This window comes from Veillonella parvula, from assembly GCF_032472435.1.
Lineage (GTDB): Bacteria > Bacillota > Negativicutes > Veillonellales > Veillonellaceae > Veillonella > Veillonella parvula_N.
Genome location: NZ_JAWEGM010000005.1, coordinates 1 through 16,165 on the forward strand (window position 1 = coordinate 1; position 16,165 = coordinate 16,165).

Annotated in this window: 17 protein-coding genes; all 17 read right to left on the minus strand. The window is 39.1% G+C overall.

Annotation, left to right across the window (positions count from 1 at the left end; genetic code table 11):
• Positions 1-481 precede the first annotated feature (481 nt).
• Entirely contained in the window at positions 482-1,657 is a 1,176-nt protein-coding gene (locus E7A03_RS07455) for an MFS transporter (RefSeq protein ID WP_119563295.1), read from the minus strand.
• Positions 1,658-1,888: 231 nt separating this feature from the next.
• Entirely contained in the window at positions 1,889-2,782 is an 894-nt protein-coding gene (secF, locus tag E7A03_RS07460; protein ID WP_119563296.1) for a protein translocase subunit SecF, read from the minus strand.
• Complete coding sequence (gene secD, locus E7A03_RS07465) at positions 2,779-4,053, minus strand: protein translocase subunit SecD (RefSeq protein WP_004695600.1); 1,275 nt, start codon at positions 4,051-4,053, stop codon at positions 2,779-2,781. The genes secF and secD overlap by 4 nt, the downstream gene beginning before the upstream one ends.
• Positions 4,054-4,071: 18 nt before the next feature.
• Positions 4,072-4,638: a 5-formyltetrahydrofolate cyclo-ligase gene (locus tag E7A03_RS07470; RefSeq protein ID WP_316073952.1), complete on the minus strand. Its 567-nt coding sequence runs from the start codon at positions 4,636-4,638 to the stop codon at positions 4,072-4,074.
• Complete coding sequence (gene yajC, locus E7A03_RS07475) at positions 4,638-4,928, minus strand: preprotein translocase subunit YajC (protein ID WP_004695596.1); 291 nt, start codon at positions 4,926-4,928, stop codon at positions 4,638-4,640. Before yajC ends, E7A03_RS07470 begins: the two co-directional genes overlap by 1 nt.
• A 77-nt stretch (positions 4,929-5,005) precedes the next feature.
• Positions 5,006-6,121: a tRNA guanosine(34) transglycosylase Tgt gene (gene tgt / locus E7A03_RS07480; protein ID WP_287509013.1), complete on the minus strand. Its 1,116-nt coding sequence runs from the start codon at positions 6,119-6,121 to the stop codon at positions 5,006-5,008.
• Between the two features lie 8 nt (positions 6,122-6,129).
• Positions 6,130-7,155 (minus strand): tRNA preQ1(34) S-adenosylmethionine ribosyltransferase-isomerase QueA, encoded by a 1,026-nt coding sequence (queA, locus tag E7A03_RS07485; protein ID WP_060919887.1) that lies wholly within the window; start codon positions 7,153-7,155, stop codon positions 6,130-6,132.
• Positions 7,156-7,166: 11 nt separating this feature from the next.
• Positions 7,167-8,957, minus strand: coding sequence for a SpoIID/LytB domain-containing protein (locus E7A03_RS07490; RefSeq protein WP_120055761.1), 1,791 nt, complete (start codon positions 8,955-8,957; stop codon positions 7,167-7,169).
• A gap of 2 nt (positions 8,958-8,959) precedes the next feature.
• Entirely contained in the window at positions 8,960-9,964 is a 1,005-nt protein-coding gene (gene ruvB, locus E7A03_RS07495; RefSeq protein WP_316073953.1) for a Holliday junction branch migration DNA helicase RuvB, read from the minus strand.
• Positions 9,965-9,966: 2 nt separating this feature from the next.
• Positions 9,967-10,575, minus strand: coding sequence for a Holliday junction branch migration protein RuvA (gene ruvA, locus E7A03_RS07500; protein ID WP_060919889.1), 609 nt, complete (start codon positions 10,573-10,575; stop codon positions 9,967-9,969).
• Complete coding sequence (gene ruvC / locus E7A03_RS07505) at positions 10,575-11,069, minus strand: crossover junction endodeoxyribonuclease RuvC (RefSeq protein WP_004695586.1); 495 nt, start codon at positions 11,067-11,069, stop codon at positions 10,575-10,577. Before ruvC ends, ruvA begins: the two co-directional genes overlap by 1 nt.
• Positions 11,070-11,272: 203 nt before the next feature.
• The gene (locus E7A03_RS07510) at positions 11,273-12,010 is read right to left on the minus strand and encodes a YebC/PmpR family DNA-binding transcriptional regulator (protein WP_004695585.1); all 738 of its coding nucleotides are present in this window, start codon (positions 12,008-12,010) and stop codon (positions 11,273-11,275) included.
• A 9-nt stretch (positions 12,011-12,019) separates the two neighbouring features.
• On the minus strand, positions 12,020-12,592 hold the full coding sequence (locus tag E7A03_RS07515; RefSeq protein ID WP_316073954.1) for an RNA methyltransferase: 573 nt from the start codon (positions 12,590-12,592) through the stop codon (positions 12,020-12,022).
• Between the two features lie 110 nt (positions 12,593-12,702).
• The gene (locus E7A03_RS07520) at positions 12,703-14,004 is read right to left on the minus strand and encodes a glutathionylspermidine synthase family protein (protein WP_316073956.1); all 1,302 of its coding nucleotides are present in this window, start codon (positions 14,002-14,004) and stop codon (positions 12,703-12,705) included.
• Between the two features lie 14 nt (positions 14,005-14,018).
• Positions 14,019-14,579, minus strand: a complete 561-nt coding sequence (locus E7A03_RS07525) for a hypothetical protein (protein ID WP_316073957.1) — start codon at positions 14,577-14,579, stop codon at positions 14,019-14,021.
• 11 nt (positions 14,580-14,590) lie between these two features.
• The gene (locus E7A03_RS07530; protein WP_287531442.1) at positions 14,591-15,022 is read right to left on the minus strand and encodes a DUF350 domain-containing protein; all 432 of its coding nucleotides are present in this window, start codon (positions 15,020-15,022) and stop codon (positions 14,591-14,593) included.
• A 37-nt stretch (positions 15,023-15,059) separates the two neighbouring features.
• Complete coding sequence (locus E7A03_RS07535; protein WP_287531441.1) at positions 15,060-16,124, minus strand: hypothetical protein; 1,065 nt, start codon at positions 16,122-16,124, stop codon at positions 15,060-15,062.
• Between the last annotated feature and the right edge of the window lie 41 nt (positions 16,125-16,165).

Consider the following 16,165-nt stretch of genomic DNA (forward strand, 5'->3'; position numbering starts at 1 on the left):
CCAGGATCAAACTCTCCAAGATATCTTGAAGCTATTTGAATAGCTCATTATTTGTTGTCGTTACATTGAAGTAACTTTGAATTATGGTTGGTTTTGACTATGTCAAAACCCGCACTCTGGCATATGTTCAATCATATGATTGATTACCTATCATTGTTCAGTTTTCAAAGATCTGTACCAGTCTACACACTCTTTCTTCGAAGTGTTTCATCAACTGGCGACTTGATTATTCTATCAAGTCCAGCTCATTCCGTCAAGTGCTTTTTTTAACTTCTAAGAAGTTTTTCATACTTATCATTTGAGCTGTGTCCTAATGACTTGTATAAGTATAGCATAAATATAATAAACGTCAATATATAAAATTGTTATCCCCAAAATTTCATCTTTTTTTCATTATTCTTATTGAATCCTATACATAATATCTCATTAGAAGCCATTTTAACTTGTTAAATATTTATTTACCCAATTTTACCTTAAACAACTATAGTTCTAAAGGAGTATATCTTTTTACCCATATATGATACAAAGCAAGTGCTACCACCATAACCAATGCAGTGAACATATATAAATATTGATAGCCCCACGCACTAGCTAATACTGCAAGCATAACTGATCCAGCACCAACACTTATATCTAATGCTAAAAAATATGTTGCTGTTGATACACCCGCACGCTCAATAGGAGCTGATTGTATAGCCAGTGCTTGGAATGCAGGTTGTGCTGCACCATAGCCTAACCCCAACAACGGAGCGGTGAATAGAATAGCTAATGGGGTTATAGCTAATCCCAATACAAATAAGCCTAGTATAAATAATCCTAATCCTGTATAGATAATAATTTTTGAACCATATCGAGCATATATTTTTCCTACTATAGGTCGACTAATAATAATCATCAACGCAAAAATAGCAAAGAAAGCACTTCCCCATATTCCTGCCCCCATGCTATTAAGTTCTATGGGTATAAAAACTAAAACACCAGAATAAGTAAAACCAATAAATAAGCCCATTAAAGCCCAAGGTAAACTTTTATTTTCTATAAACTGGGAAATATGCCAACCTTTATATTTTGATTGTTTAGGTACTGCTAACTCCTTTGATAGGGGAATAATATTACTTAAGACCATAGCCAATCCAGTCATAATCGTTAAAAATATGTACAATGCCATACTACCGTATGACGATAAAGCATATAGGCCGATAGCAGGTCCTAATACCATTGCTATATTTGAAAAGATAGCAAACATATTAACTCCCTCACCTTTTCGACTAGGAGGTAATACTAATACTGCTAGAGTAGCCATTACAGTTGTTCCAAGGGCAAACACAACACCATGTAACCCACGTAGTACGAAAACAGCCTCTAAGGATGTAGTAAAATTAAATAATCCCATAATAATGAAAAACAAGGCTGTTGATATTAATAAAACAATACGCTTATTAAAACCATCTATTAATCGTCCTGCAAAAATCCTACATAAAATTGTACCAATTTGAAAATATGTCATCGCTAAACCCGCATCAAGATCACTGCCAGCCAGCTCAGACGTGATTACGATTGGCAATGCCGCTACGAGAACATATTGAGTCATATATAAAATACCACTACTAATACCATAATTAGTAAAAGCAGGGCTCCATAATCTATTTGAATCCATATTTGTATCTCCTTTTGTATCGTGTCACCTAGCCATTTTACGCCTCTATCTTATAGAATTCAAGAACAAGCCTTTTTAAATTTTATATAGTTAAAAATGACTGTTATCTGTAAAATACCTATACCATTTTACATAATAAAAGATAGCAAAATAAAAGAACCTCTCTAAAAATAAATCCAGAGAGGTTCTTATACTTTAATCATTAACACAATAATAATAATTTATAACTTATTATTGATTACGTACGTCATTTTTATTACGGCTCTTCCACATAACCCACAAGGATGTAGCTACACAGATAGAGGAGTACGCACCACTAGCAAAACCGATGATCATGCAAAGGGCAAAGTTCTTTGTAGTGTCCCCACCGAATAGATAAAGGGATACACAAGCAAACATAACGGTAGCCAATGTATAGAAACTACGGTGAATACTTTGTGTAATAGACGCATTCGCCAAATCTGCAAATGTATCAGAACGTTTATGTGTATGCGTATTTTCACGAACACGGTCAAAGATAACTACAGATTCATTCATGGAGTAACCTACAACCGTAAGAATGGCAGCTAAGAAGGATGCATCAATTTCTAGTTGGAAATAAGAGAAAACACCAAGAACCATAATCAAGTCATGGAAAATGGCAACTAACGCAGAAATGGCAACCTTATATTCAAAACGATAAGAAATATATAGAGCTAATGCTGTAAATGCTATAACAAGATTCAATAACGCATGTTCTGTAACTTCAGAACCAATTACAGCTCCTACAGTTTCAATACGTTTAACTGTATTGTTACCAATAGATTTAGTCAAAGAATCAACAACAGCGGCACTTTCACTAGACTCGAGATTACGTGTACGAATCATTACGTCTTCGCCCGCTGTATCACCAGTAGTATCACCGGAAAGCTGAATTTGTGCATTTTCAAGATTATATTCTTTTAAAACGTCACGAACTTGACTAACCTCTACAGGTTGATCAAATACAACTTCAACAATCGTACCACCAGTATAATCAATACCAAAGTTAAACCCTTTAGTAAATATGGAAATTAAGCTGATTATAACAAGTGTGGAGGAAATAGCAAACCACCAACGATGATGTTTAATTACGTCTAATGTCATTTGCGTTTACCTCCTTTCAAAGATTTAGGTGCAAATGCGTCAGCACTTGTGCTCGGAGAAATATTCGCACCAAACCAGAATGGATGGTTTGTAAAGTTACAATCGATTAATAAGCGCAATAGGAAATGACTCACAGTAATCGCAGTGAACATACTCACCACAACACCTACGCCTAAGCTGATAGCGAAGCCTTTTACAGGGCCAGAGCCTAAAATAGTTAAGATACCAGCTGTAATGATAACGGATACGTTTGCATCAGTAATTGTGGCTAACGCACGGCTAAAGCCTGCTTCCATAGCAACACGCATAGATTTGCCGGAAAATACCTCTTCCTTAAAACGTTCAAAGATAAGAATATTTGCATCTACCGCAACACCCATGGATAAGATAATACCAGCAATACCTGGCAATGTCATAGTCGCATTAAAGCCCTTGCCCAACACGAGTAATAAGAGCATAACATATACAAGTAATGCTATATTAGCTACGATGCCAGAAAAACGATATAAGATAACCAAGAAAATCATGATCATTGCAATACCAGCACTGAAGGCTACAACAGATTTATCCTTGGAGTCTTGCCCCAAAGAAGGACCTACTGTACGCACTTCCAATACATTAATTTTAACAGGCAATGCACCGGAACGTAATAAAATAGCTAAGTCTTTAGCTTCTTCTAAACTTTGACTACCAGAAATAGTGGCTTTACCACCTGTAATTGCTTGTTGTACTACAGGATTAGTCAATTCTTTACCATCCAATGTAATGGCAATACGACGACCAATATTTTTAGATGTTAAATCAGCAAACTTCTTAGCCCCTTCATCACTTAATTCAATAGCAACGAGTGGTTGTTTATTTTGACCTAACTCTTCTTTAGCATCTTTTAAGTCATCACCAGTCATAACGGTTTGACCTTGGTCGTTTTTAAATTCCAAGACCGCTGTTTTACCGATACGTTTAATTGCTTCGTCAGGATCTTTTACACCTGGCAATTCAATGATAATACGACGAGCACCTTCACGTTGTACCAATGGTTCAGATAAACCCATTTCATTAATACGACGTTCTAAGATTTGCTTCGCCCGTTCCACTGCATCATTGTCAGCTGTACCAGTCGCAGAGTCCTCTGCTTCCAATACGATATGCGTACCACCTTGCAAGTCTAGGCCTTGTTTCAAAGAGCCTGCTAATGGTTGAATAAAATACGCAAATAATCCAATGATGGCAGCAATGACTACTAAAAACTTGATAATAGCTTTACCGTTCAAAATAGTTGCTCCCTTCTGCTATACACAATGTATAATGCCTTGCTCTGTCACAATTTTACTCATTCGTTGGTCTAATGCTTCCATTGGGATTGGTGTCTCCCATAATTGTATAGTCCAACATACGCCCATAAATGTACTCGGTGAAAGTTCCTTGAGAAATCGATCATAATACCCATTCCCCATTCCCATGCGACCACCTTGACGGTCAAAGCCAGCACCAGGCACTAAAATCAAATCCAAGTCACACGGATCAATAATATCGTATGGCTCAGCGGGAATACGTATATTTAACACACCCCGAGTGATAGATTCTAGAGACTTAAGGCGAACTGCAATCATAGTCGTCTTATCAGTACATACTGGAACGTATACAGATTTACCATGTTCTAAAGTATGACGAATCACATCGTCTAAATTGGCCTCTTTAGGCATCGCCAAATAGGCCATAATGTTTTTTGCCGATATATACTCAGGACTATTAACGATTTGATTCGTCAACATCGGCGTCCACGACCTACAATCAGCAACGGATAAAGCAGCGCGCTGAGACTTACACGCCTGGCGCACTGCTTCCTTTGTATTCATTATTTTTCTTCCTTGTTTTTCTTAGACAGTACATTAGCAACTGCTGTACGAGCAAATGTTAATTCAACTTTTTCAGATACCTGTACCTTGACTTTTTCATCATCAAGTTCAACAATTTCGCCATAAATACCACCAATAGTAACGATTTTTTGGCCTTTTTTTAAACTACCTAACAAGCTAGCACGCTCTTTTTGTTGTTTCTTTTGTGGACGCCACAATAGAAAGTAAAAAATTACTACCATTAACAAAATAGGCCAGCTAGTTTGCAAGATTTGTTGAATATCTCCCATGTTATCCTCCTAGGTTAATAAATATGTATTTCTTTTCTAGTATAGCCACCTAATATAAATTTGACTAGACTTAATTACTATTTTTTAAAGCTATCCCAAAATTGCATTCTAAATTGTGGGAACCGATCTTCTAAGATAGCTTGTCTCATTTGACGCATAAACTCTAATAAGAAATAGAGATTATGATACGTTACAAGGCGTAATACCAAAATCTCTTCTGCCTTATATAAGTGACGAATATATGCACGGGAATAATTTTTACATGTATAACATTGGCAACCTTCTTCTAAAGGACCCCAATCATGAGCAAATTGAGCATTTCGAATATTAAGACGACCATTCCAGGTCATGGCCATCCCATTTCGAGCAACACGAGTTGGATATACACAATCAAACATATCAACTCCACGTGCTACACCTTCTACCAGACAATCTGCGGTGCCAACGCCCATCAAATAACGAGCCTTGTTAGTTGGCAATAATGGCGTAGTATATTCTAAGATTTCATTCATTAAATCATGAGGTTCCCCAACGGATAAACCGCCGATGCTATAACCTTCAAAATCCATAGCTACAAGTTCTTCCGCACTTTGCTTGCGCAAGTCTTTGTACATGCCACCTTGAACGATACCAAACATGCCTTGACGGTCATGAGCTTTACGAGCCTCTTGGCAACGATGCGCCCAACGTGTTGTACGCGCCGTAGAGCGTTTCGCATAATCATGATCCGCGGGATACGGAATACATTCATCAAAAGCCATCGCAATATCAGAACCTAATTGTTCTTGTACCTTTGTAGCCACTTCAGGAGATAGAAACTGTTTTGATCCATCAATGTGGGATCTAAATGTAACACCATCCTCAGTAATTTTGCGCATATCGCCTAAACTAAATACTTGGAATCCACCACTATCAGTAAGAATCGCTTGATCCCAATTCATAAATTTATGTAAGCCCCCAGCCTCTTCTACAAGCTCCGGCCCTGGGCGAAGAAATAAATGATAGGTATTACTCAAAATAACTTGAGAACCCATAGCCTTTAGTTCTTCTGGTGTCATAGTTTTAACTGTCGCTTGCGTGCCTACAGGCATAAACATCGGTGTTTGGAAGGTACCATGTGGCGTATGCAATAAACCTGCCCGTGCCCCCGTATGAGGACATGTCTTTTGTAATTCATAAATAATACTCGGCATAGTCCCTCCTAATGTATAAACATAGCATCGCCGAAGCTAAAGAAACGATAACGTTCACGTACAGCTTCTTCGTAGGCCGCCAAACAGTGTTCACGACCAGCTAGTGCACTAATCAACATTAACAATGTAGATTGAGGCAAGTGAAAATTCGTTACCAACGCATCAATCATCTTAAATTTATAGCCAGGATAGATAAAAATTTGAGTCCAACCACTCATACCTTGTAATACACCATCATCATTCGTAGCAGACTCAAGAGTACGCACCGATGTAGTACCTACGGCAATGATACGAGACCCTTTTTGTTTGGCTGCATTGATTCGATCCGCCGTATCTTGAGGTACAACAAAGAACTCACTATGCATTTCGTGGTCTTCAATAGTCTCTGCCGATACAGGTCTAAAAGTGCCAAGTCCAACATGTAAGGTTACAAACTCAAGCTCTACACCTTTAGCTTTAATCTTTTCTAAGAGGTCAGGTGTAAAGTGAAGTCCTGCAGTTGGTGCTGCAGCAGAGCCTTTCTCCTTAGCATATACCGTTTGATAACGGTCTTTATCTTCTAACTTTTCATGAATGTATGGAGGTAATGGCATTTCACCAATTTCTTGAATCACATCATCAAACACACCGTTGCATGTGAACTGAATGATACGGCCTCCAAAATCTGTTTTATCTATAATAACTCCACTTAGGCGGTCATCAAACTCTATAACTTGCCCGATAGGACATTTTTTTCCCGGTTTAACAAGGCATTCCCATCGATTTTCACCACATGGTGTGAGTAGAAGTACCTCCACCTTGCCACCAGAACCTTGACGATGTCCATATAATCTCGCAGGGATAACCTTTGTATTATTAAATACAAGCACATCTCCTTCATGAAGCTCTTCTAGTAAATCATAAAAATGTCCTTTATGTTTAACTTCACCACTTACCTTATCTAAGGTTAAAAGCCGTGCTGTATCACGAGGTTCTACAGGATGCTGAGCAATCAGTTCCTCTGGCAATTCATAATCAAAATCTGTAACTTTCATCGTAATCCTTATTAGTACATTTTCTTCAATGTAATGCCACTATAGTAGTGACGCAAAATAGTTTGGTAATAATTTGTATCTCCAGGATTAGCGCGCTTTGCCATTTCCGCAGCGCCCCATTGAGACATACCAAGGCCATGACCCCAACCGTGGCCTTTAATATAAACAGTATCATTCTTGCCAGTAAAGCTATGATAAGCCTTACCCGTGCCTTTAGCAGGATTGTGATTTACATAGAAATCAAACAGTGTAGATTTTAAACCTAAAATGCTACGCAGCGCATCACCATCTACAGTAGTTTTTCCAGAGGTACCTATGAAAGTAGCACTCTTTATACGACCTGATACACCGCGGTCATATGTTTGTTGTCCAGGCTTACCAAGAGGGGTCAACTGAATGCTCTTCAATTTACCTACCCCTTTACTTGCCGCATTAAGTTTACTTTCAAGAGCTTGACGAGAGGTAGTAACAGTCCAATTCGATGTAGATGTACCAGTACTAAAGTCTTTTACCCCTTTCAAGTATGGCACATCACTGCCCCAAACATTTACACTATCCTCTGTATAGCCACCACCATCGGAATGGAACAAGGCATTAATAGGACGTTGATCATAAAGCATAACTATGCCTTTAGTTTTATTTACAGCATTTGTGGTAGCTTGAGATTCACCACTCACACCACTATATACTTGATGATCCGTGGAATTGCTAACATCATAAAATTTACCTTTATTTTGTTCCATCGTATGAAGAGCATAGGTGCGAGCTGCTACGGCTTGCGCTTCTAATGCAGCAGCCGGCCAAGACGGTACTACCTCTTGTGGAACAACACCATACAGGTAATCCTCAAGAGGCACAGAGTTAATGATCATCATGGTTCCATTATTGGCACGTAATGTGAGCCCACCACGATAACCTTTACCTTCGAACAAAAATGGTGCATCACTATTCGCAGGCTTCAATGTAACTACACTATCAATAGCCTTTCCATTTACAGCAATCTTGCCGCCGCGAACGCCAATAGATGTACCACGATTAGCACTGATTGTGCTAACTTGACCATTACCGCTGTTCAACACAACCATATTAGCTGTAGATGTAACAGTAGCATCAGAGCTACGACTACCTAGTAGAACACGTACATTTGGCATGTTTTCTTTGCGTTCTGTAGCAGGCGTCACTACGGAGCCCACTTTGTTGCGAGTAATAACTGCTGTATTGGCTTGAATGCTATTCGCATCCGTTGTTTTTACTACCTTTTTAGTAGCAGTTTTTTCAGTAGCTCTCTTTTGTACTACAGGCTTTTCATCAGTAACTGCAGGTTTAGCAGTTGGCTTCGAAGTACTAGAAGCCGCAGGTTTTGTAGCCATTGTAGCTTTACCTGTAGTGGCTGATTTCGCAGCTGTTACATTAGTACTAGATTTCGCAGTACTAGTTGATTTTGTTGCACTAACTGGTTTAGCCGGCGTTACCGGCTTTGTAGATGTAGCAGGCTTTGCTACACTAACCGGTTTTGCACTAGGTTTAGCCATCGTAGATGCAACAGTTGACTTAGAAACCGTTTTAGTTATTGTAACCGGCTTTGCAGCTGGTTTAGTAGCAAGTGGACGAAAACTAGATTTCTTCGTCGTATTTACTTTCGATACAGTTGTATTAGATACTGTTGATTTTGGCGTTGGCTTTTTCGTTACCACTGTACCTTTATTTTGCAGCGTCGCTCCATGTGCTATAGAAACACCGCCAATGTTTACACCTAAAAACAAAGTGGCCATTATCATCAATTGTAATCGTTTTGTTTTCATTGTTATTTCCCTGTCTGTGAAATACCTAAATGCTCATAGGCTAATTTAGTAGCTACCCTCCCACGCGGTGTGCGTCCTAAAAATCCTAATTGCATCAAATATGGTTCATACACATCTTCGATGGTATCTCTCTCTTCGCTGATGGCCGCCGCAATGGTATCAATCCCTACAGGACCACCATCATATTTTTCAATAATACATTCCAACACACGTCGATCAATTCGATCAAGTCCCATTTGATCTACATATAAACGTTGTAATGCTTCATCTGCAATTTCTTGAGTGATAACCCCATCACCAATGACTTGTGCAAAGTCGCGTACCCGTTTAAGCAGACGATTTGCGATACGCGGTGTTCCTCGTGAACGACGCGCAATTTCGCTTGCCCCAGTTGGCACAATACCAATATTAAGTATCTCTGCGGCGCGAGACACAATAAACTCTAACTCTGGTTGTTTATAATATTCCAACCGATTAATAATACCAAATCGGTCCCGTAATGGAGCTGCCAAAGCACCCGCTCGAGTCGTGGCGCCTACCAAAGTAAATTTTGGCAAGTCAATGCGCACAGTTCGAGCACTTGGACCCTTACCGATGATAATATCAATAGCATAGTCTTCCATAGCAGAGTACAACACTTCCTCTACACTACGAGACAAGCGATGAATTTCATCGATAAATAATACATCATGGTCGTCCAAATTTGTTAATATTGCAGCTAAGTCACCAGACTTTTCAATAGCCGGACCAGAAGTTATACGAAAATTAACACCCAATTCATTTGCAATAATCCCTGCTAATGTTGTCTTGCCAAGGCCTGGAGGCCCATAGAGTAGCACGTGATCCAATGCTTCCCCACGCTGTTTTGCCGCTTGAATATACACATTTAGATTACCTTTAGCCTCTTCTTGACCTACATACTCATTAAAAAGCTTAGGTCGAAGGCTATATTGCCATATATCCTCTTCGTGCTCGCCATTGCCGACAAGGCGTACTTCCTCATTCATCCTTATCGTCCTTTCCCAAGCTCAATTAAGCTGACTTTTATCAACTCAGATACATCACGCTTACCATCATCTAAAGACTCTACAATATCTGCTACATCCCGTTCCAAGTATCCTAAGGATACGAGGGCTTCAATGGCTTCTCCTACAGCACCGTTTGCAGCAACGCCAACAGGCTGAATAGTCGCAGACGATTCCGTAGAAATATGTGTCATCTTAGCGATTTTATCCTTTAACTCTAAAACAAGTCGCTCCGCAGACTTCTTACCAATGCCAGGTAACTTAGTTAATTGCTGTACCTGTCCATTGATAATCGCTAATTTGAAAGTCTCAGGTGTCATGCCTGACAAGATGCCAAGCCCCACCTTGGGCCCGATACCAGAAACAGAAATGAGGAGTATAAACAACTCATATTCTTCTTCCGTCCAAAAGCCATAAAGTTGCATCGCATCTTCTCGTACATTAAGATACGTGAATAGTGTCGCCTCATGGCCCTCTGTCAGCTGTTGACGCGTAGTGGTCGGCACATATACGCGATACCCTACGCCATGTACATCAACATAGCACGATTCTTTAAAAAGATGTGTTACGATACCTCGCACATACCCTATCATTATACCAACCTCTTTAATCTATCATTGTGAGAACTATGAGCCGTACAGATAGCAACAGCTAATGCATCTGCCGTATCATCAGGCTTAATTTTCTCACGAATCCCCAAAATATTCATCGTCATATAAATGACCTGATTCTTATCAGCTTTACCATAACCTGTGACAGCTTGTTTAATTTGTAATGGTGTATATTCATAAATAGGAATCCGTTGTTGTTCAGCAGCCAATAAAATAACACCACGTGCTTGCCCTACCTTAATGGCTGTTGTTACATTGCGGTTAAAAAATAATTCCTCCACACCGAACTTATCAGGCCTATATTCCTCCAATAAATCACTAAGATCATTAAATAGAATTTCCAGTCGCTGTGAATCAGTTAATTCCTTAGGAGTTGTAATAGCCCCATAGGCTACTGGTGTTAGTTTGCTACCCTTCACGTCAATAATGCCGTATCCGCATATAGCCGTACCTGGGTCAATTCCTATAATGCGCACCCCAACCCCCTTAGTTTAAAAATGAGATAAGCTACCGCCTACCTCCATTACATAATCTATTTTATTATAGCATAATTTCACATCGAAGTTCATGAATTCCCCTATGAATTATATATGAGACATATTAATTTTCTTAACTTTAATAAATATCCGAGTTTAATTTCAATAGAAAAGGAGCACCCCATAGAGTGCCCCGTTTATTATTATTCTTCTTCATCGTCCGGCAAAATACCATTATGATATACGTTTTGTACATCATCAAGATCATCCAATACGTCAAGCATTTTCTGCATTTTCACAGCATCATCACCAGTCAACTCAATCGTTGTATCTGGAATCATCGTGATTTTAGCTACTACAGTTTCGATACCCGCATCAGCAAGCGCTGCTTCTACCGCATCAAAATCCTCTGGTGTTGTATAAATTTCAAATACATCATCTTCAGACTTAAGGTCTTCTGCTCCAGCTTCAAGAGCTAGCATAGTTACCTCATCTTCATCATGACCTTCTTTATCGATAACAAATACGCCTTTAGATTTGAACATCCAGCCTACACAGCCACTTTCACCAAGGTTACCACCTTGTTTAGAGAATGCATGGCGCACGTCTGCAGCAGCACGATTACGATTATCGGTCATCACCTCAACAGTAACGGCAACACCGGCAGGACCATAACCTTCGTATACGATTTCTTCATATGCATTCATGTCCGTAGCACCGATACCTTTGTCGATAGCACGTTGAATGTTATCCTTAGGGATATTATTTTCACGAGCTTTTTGCAAAGCCAATTTCAAACGCATATTACCAGTTGGATCTGCACCACCCATGCGTGCTGCAACAGTAATTTCACGACCGATTTTTGTAGCCAATTTAGCTTTTAATGCATCGGTTTTACCTTTTTTATGTTTAATATTTGCCCATTTAGAATGTCCTGACATAGACGCCTCCTATTTATTCCACCATGCTTCGCCCCGCAGCCGATCTAAGATGATTGATACGGCACTACGCACGGATAAATGATTGTATTCACCATGGCCATATATAGGTTCTAAAATATAGTCAAAGCTTTCCATCGTTTCTTTTGTCATACCATAACCGGTACCAAATAATACTAACACAGGGCGCCCCTCATTTTCAAGATGTTCACGCATCCGTGCATAGGAAATCGTATTATCATAGGTGCGAGCATCTGTTGTAGCTACAATCGGTCTCGTTCCTTCTATATCTTCAATTGTTCGCACCGCTACCGCAATTGAATTTACCAATTCCACACCTATGAAAGCATCCTTACGATCAGGATTATAAGTAGAACCAAACCCAGATTTCCAATGTTCCATAATCGTACTTACCAACTCACGTTGAGCTGGAATATTATGAATGACAAAATATTTAGACACATCATAGGTAATAGATGCTCGTGCAATATCATGTATATCATAATTTGTAATAGCCGTCGTAATGACCTCTTTATGTTTATTCATAATAGGATAATGAACAAGTCCAATATATAAATTAGCCAAAGCCTGAAATCTCCCCCAAATGATACTTATCTGATAAGATAAGCCTTATATAAGACTAATAGTTTTTCAGATTAAGATACGTAAACTAAAATTAAGACAACAACATAAAATCATTCTACTAAAAGAGGCACAAAATAAGCTTCTGTACCTGCAATTTCATCAGGAGAAAAACGACAACCTACCGCAGACGCTTGGTCTCCTAGCATAAAGCAAGATAATGTTAAATACCCCTCTTTCGTACCACTGTCAACAGTATGGGTAAAACATTTCTGATATATAAAATCTTGATACATAACTTTTTTACTGTCCCGACAAACTATATCATCATAGTTATCTACAAATTTTTCCATGTATAGTTCAGCTTGATCTCCACACTTTTGAACAACCTGAATATTTCGTCCTTCACGACCCCAAATTTCTTTTTGTATATAACGACCATCATCCAGCTCAAAGAAGTCGGATTCAAAGTAAGATGGTGTCAAATAACGCTCAATAATATCACGTTCAGGTGCTGTAAAAAATTGATTTGTTAAGTATAAAGCATACACTAATGACATGAATGATTTATTCTGTAATATAATCGCTTCTGGCGGATTAAATAAGTTAAATTTGCCTTCGTTATATAGCTCTAAAAACATTTCGCCTAAAGGCTCTCCATCAGATGTAGTTTCATCAACTAAGAGCTCCATCGGATGTAACCGGTACAGATTCATCGCATGATTACCGTCAGGTAATAGAATCCCTTCATCATCGATAACCATATCATAAAAGGATAAAAATCGTACATCTGCTTCAGGACAGGCTGATTTCATACGATTCTTAAGAAACTGTGTAGTGCCAAAATCTTCTAAATAGTCATGAAAACAAGAAAATACAAAGGGCTCAGTTTCATTATCAGTTATCATCTTATGATTTTTATAAGATGCACTATGTTTTTTACAAAACGTCACTCGATAGATACGACGTAAAAAAGTATCTAATTCATAACAAGCTTCTGCATTAGGATTGACTTTATCAAAAAAGCGAGCGGCTACTCCATTGGCATAATAGCTTTCAATTAGAAAACAAGGTGTATCCGCATTGATTTCTACCATACGCAATCGCCCTTTGTTATCGAGAACAAAATCAAACCGAGATAACCACGTAGGCAATCCTAACGGATTTCCACGATGTAAAAAGGGAATCAAATTTTCCGGCATATCCATATTGAGAGCAAACTCATCAGGAGCCTGCTGAAAAACCTTAGCAGCTTTGCAAAATATTTGATATAACATACGCGATGCATGTCGTATTTCATCATAAAACTCAGCTGAAAAAAGCTGTGCAGAAAGAGCTGGGTATCGATCAGCATAGCCCTCATACTCTACAAAAGGCAATATATTCGTATCAAGTTCATCTATATACGATTTCATAGTATCACCCTCCATTATGAACTGCTAGAACGTACACCAGCACTACCAAAACCAGATTTTTGACCTATGGAGGATGCTTTACTACTTCTACGCTTTTCATAGTCTACATAGGTTCTTCGCCCCACAGAACTATGTACATTCGAACCTGTTGCTGTATATACATACGGTTCCTCATACGGTTTTAACGGTGCCGCCACGCGATAGGTCATAGTTTTGGCATCCATTCGAGCTTGAGGAGCACTAAATCCATGAAATGCATAATACCCTGCAGCAATACTTGGTAAAAGTCCCGCTAGTCCCGCATCCCATACTAAATTTCCACTAGTATCACGGTGAAAGGTAACAGATCGATTGTCATCATATAAAGCTGTTTCTTTACCATCTCCATGGTTTAATAAAGAATAGCGATTACCTTGATTATCCTTCAATCGGGCCTCCCCTTCATTTGCTTCGGGATAGATTTTATCACATACAGCATAAGCGATGTCATTCCAGTATGAAGACACACCAACGATGCCCGCCACAGCGACAAAGGCTCCCGTTATGTATACAGTTTTCTTACTTGGCTTATACATAGGACACTCCCTTAGTGCACAGCGCCACTAACAACGAGAGCAAGGCCTACAAAGATGCCAAAGACGAGGACACCCGCTGCTGTATTACCACGCATAATCTCTTCAGATAAATTATATTTCCGATGCCATAAATTAATAAACATATAGCCAGTTACGAATAATACAATACCAAGAATGGCATATATAATACTCGCCACTACACCATGTAATAATGAAGTATCAGCTGTAGCCACTACAGGAGACATGATAACAGCACGCAAAATCTCACCAATACCAATAAATGAACCTGCTGACAGCCAGGCTACAGCACAGTTACCACGTTTAATTTCTTCACTAAATTTGCCAGGTACAAAGAAATCGATAACAGTATTGGCTGTTAACATTAGGAAAATCCCAAAACAAGCATAAAAAATCGTCAATAATACATCAGGAATATAAATCATGATAAAACCTCCTAAGATTGTCTCTTTATTTTCATAGTTAACGATTGGATGGACTAGCCACATCATGGTTATATGTATTAAAGAATTTGTCGCGTCCCCCACTATCTCGTTGACGTACCATATAGGCATAGGAATCAAGCACATGGGACTTTCGCATAGTGCCATTAATGAGATCTAGTTCCTCTGTTGTCAACTTGCTTGGTTCGCACACCTTAACACGAGTTTGCCCATCTACGTTAGAAATAATATAGGCAGACTTAGCATCATAGAATACAATGACTTCACGACCCTCTTGTAGATCATCACCTTCATTCCTAATGTTTCCGTCTAAAGATTCGATTAAATCTAAGGCTGTACTCACAGGATCTAAACTAGAAGTATATACATACTCAGTATCTGAATCCGTCTTCGTATAATATACGGATGCATCATGCATATGTTCTTTTGCGGTGTATGGAAGTCCAAATGTACCACGTACGTCATGCCAAGAAATATCACCATCCCAACTAATAAGGCACATTAAAAATAATGCACCGCAACCAATAGCACTAGCAACGCTTTCTAGGTGTTTTTTCAGACGTTGATTACGTTTCTTTTTACTAATAGCATTAGCTTCTGCATCATTACAGAGACGAATGTTCATCAAAGGCACACGCGCCCCTTCGGCAAACATTTTCTCGCCTTTGAACCAATTTTCTTCAAAGTATACGCTAGCTCCGCCTTCACAAGGCAATTGATATTCCTTATAACCTGCCCGATCACCCACAGAGGCGCCACTATCACCATCAACTGCTACAACCTTTTCTAAGCCGATTTGATGTAACGTAAAGCCCTTTGGGGCCCGTTTGCGATAGGATGTTCTAGATACAGTACACCACTCATTATCACTATATTCAATAGTGACCCATATTTTATCTGTTCCCTCTACAGCCTCAAGACCATATTCATGCCAATAATCACCTGGAGACTTTTGCATAGACGGCTTAGCTTTATAGGACTGTTCCTGATCCGCTTTTGGAATGATTTCCATATATTTAATTTTTTCAGTAATTACATATCGACTGCCCTGAACCTCTAGGACATCATAACAATTAAACTCCATAAATAACCTCGCTCAAATAGGCAAAAATACACTATCTTGCA

Coding starts and splice junctions, on each gene's coding strand:
- secF (WP_119563296.1), bottom strand. CDS start 2,782: ATGACATTAGACGTAATTAAACATCATCGTTGGTGGTTTGCTATTTCC.
- yajC (WP_004695596.1), bottom strand. CDS start 4,928: ATGGGAGATATTCAACAAATCTTGCAAACTAGCTGGCCTATTTTGTTA.
- E7A03_RS07490 (WP_120055761.1), bottom strand. CDS start 8,957: ATGAAAACAAAACGATTACAATTGATGATAATGGCCACTTTGTTTTTA.
- E7A03_RS07520 (WP_316073956.1), bottom strand. CDS start 14,004: ATGAAATCGTATATAGATGAACTTGATACGAATATATTGCCTTTTGTA.
- E7A03_RS07510 (WP_004695585.1), bottom strand. CDS start 12,010: ATGTCAGGACATTCTAAATGGGCAAATATTAAACATAAAAAAGGTAAA.
- ruvA (WP_060919889.1), bottom strand. CDS start 10,575: ATGATAGGGTATGTGCGAGGTATCGTAACACATCTTTTTAAAGAATCG.
- E7A03_RS07525 (WP_316073957.1), bottom strand. CDS start 14,579: ATGTATAAGCCAAGTAAGAAAACTGTATACATAACGGGAGCCTTTGTC.
- E7A03_RS07455 (WP_119563295.1), bottom strand. CDS start 1,657: ATGGATTCAAATAGATTATGGAGCCCTGCTTTTACTAATTATGGTATT.
- E7A03_RS07530 (WP_287531442.1), bottom strand. CDS start 15,022: ATGATTTATATTCCTGATGTATTATTGACGATTTTTTATGCTTGTTTT.
- queA (WP_060919887.1), bottom strand. CDS start 7,155: ATGAAAGTTACAGATTTTGATTATGAATTGCCAGAGGAACTGATTGCT.
- tgt (WP_287509013.1), bottom strand. CDS start 6,121: ATGCCGAGTATTATTTATGAATTACAAAAGACATGTCCTCATACGGGG.
- ruvB (WP_316073953.1), bottom strand. CDS start 9,964: ATGAATGAGGAAGTACGCCTTGTCGGCAATGGCGAGCACGAAGAGGAT.
- E7A03_RS07535 (WP_287531441.1), bottom strand. CDS start 16,124: ATGGAGTTTAATTGTTATGATGTCCTAGAGGTTCAGGGCAGTCGATAT.
- E7A03_RS07470 (WP_316073952.1), bottom strand. CDS start 4,638: ATGAATACAAAGGAAGCAGTGCGCCAGGCGTGTAAGTCTCAGCGCGCT.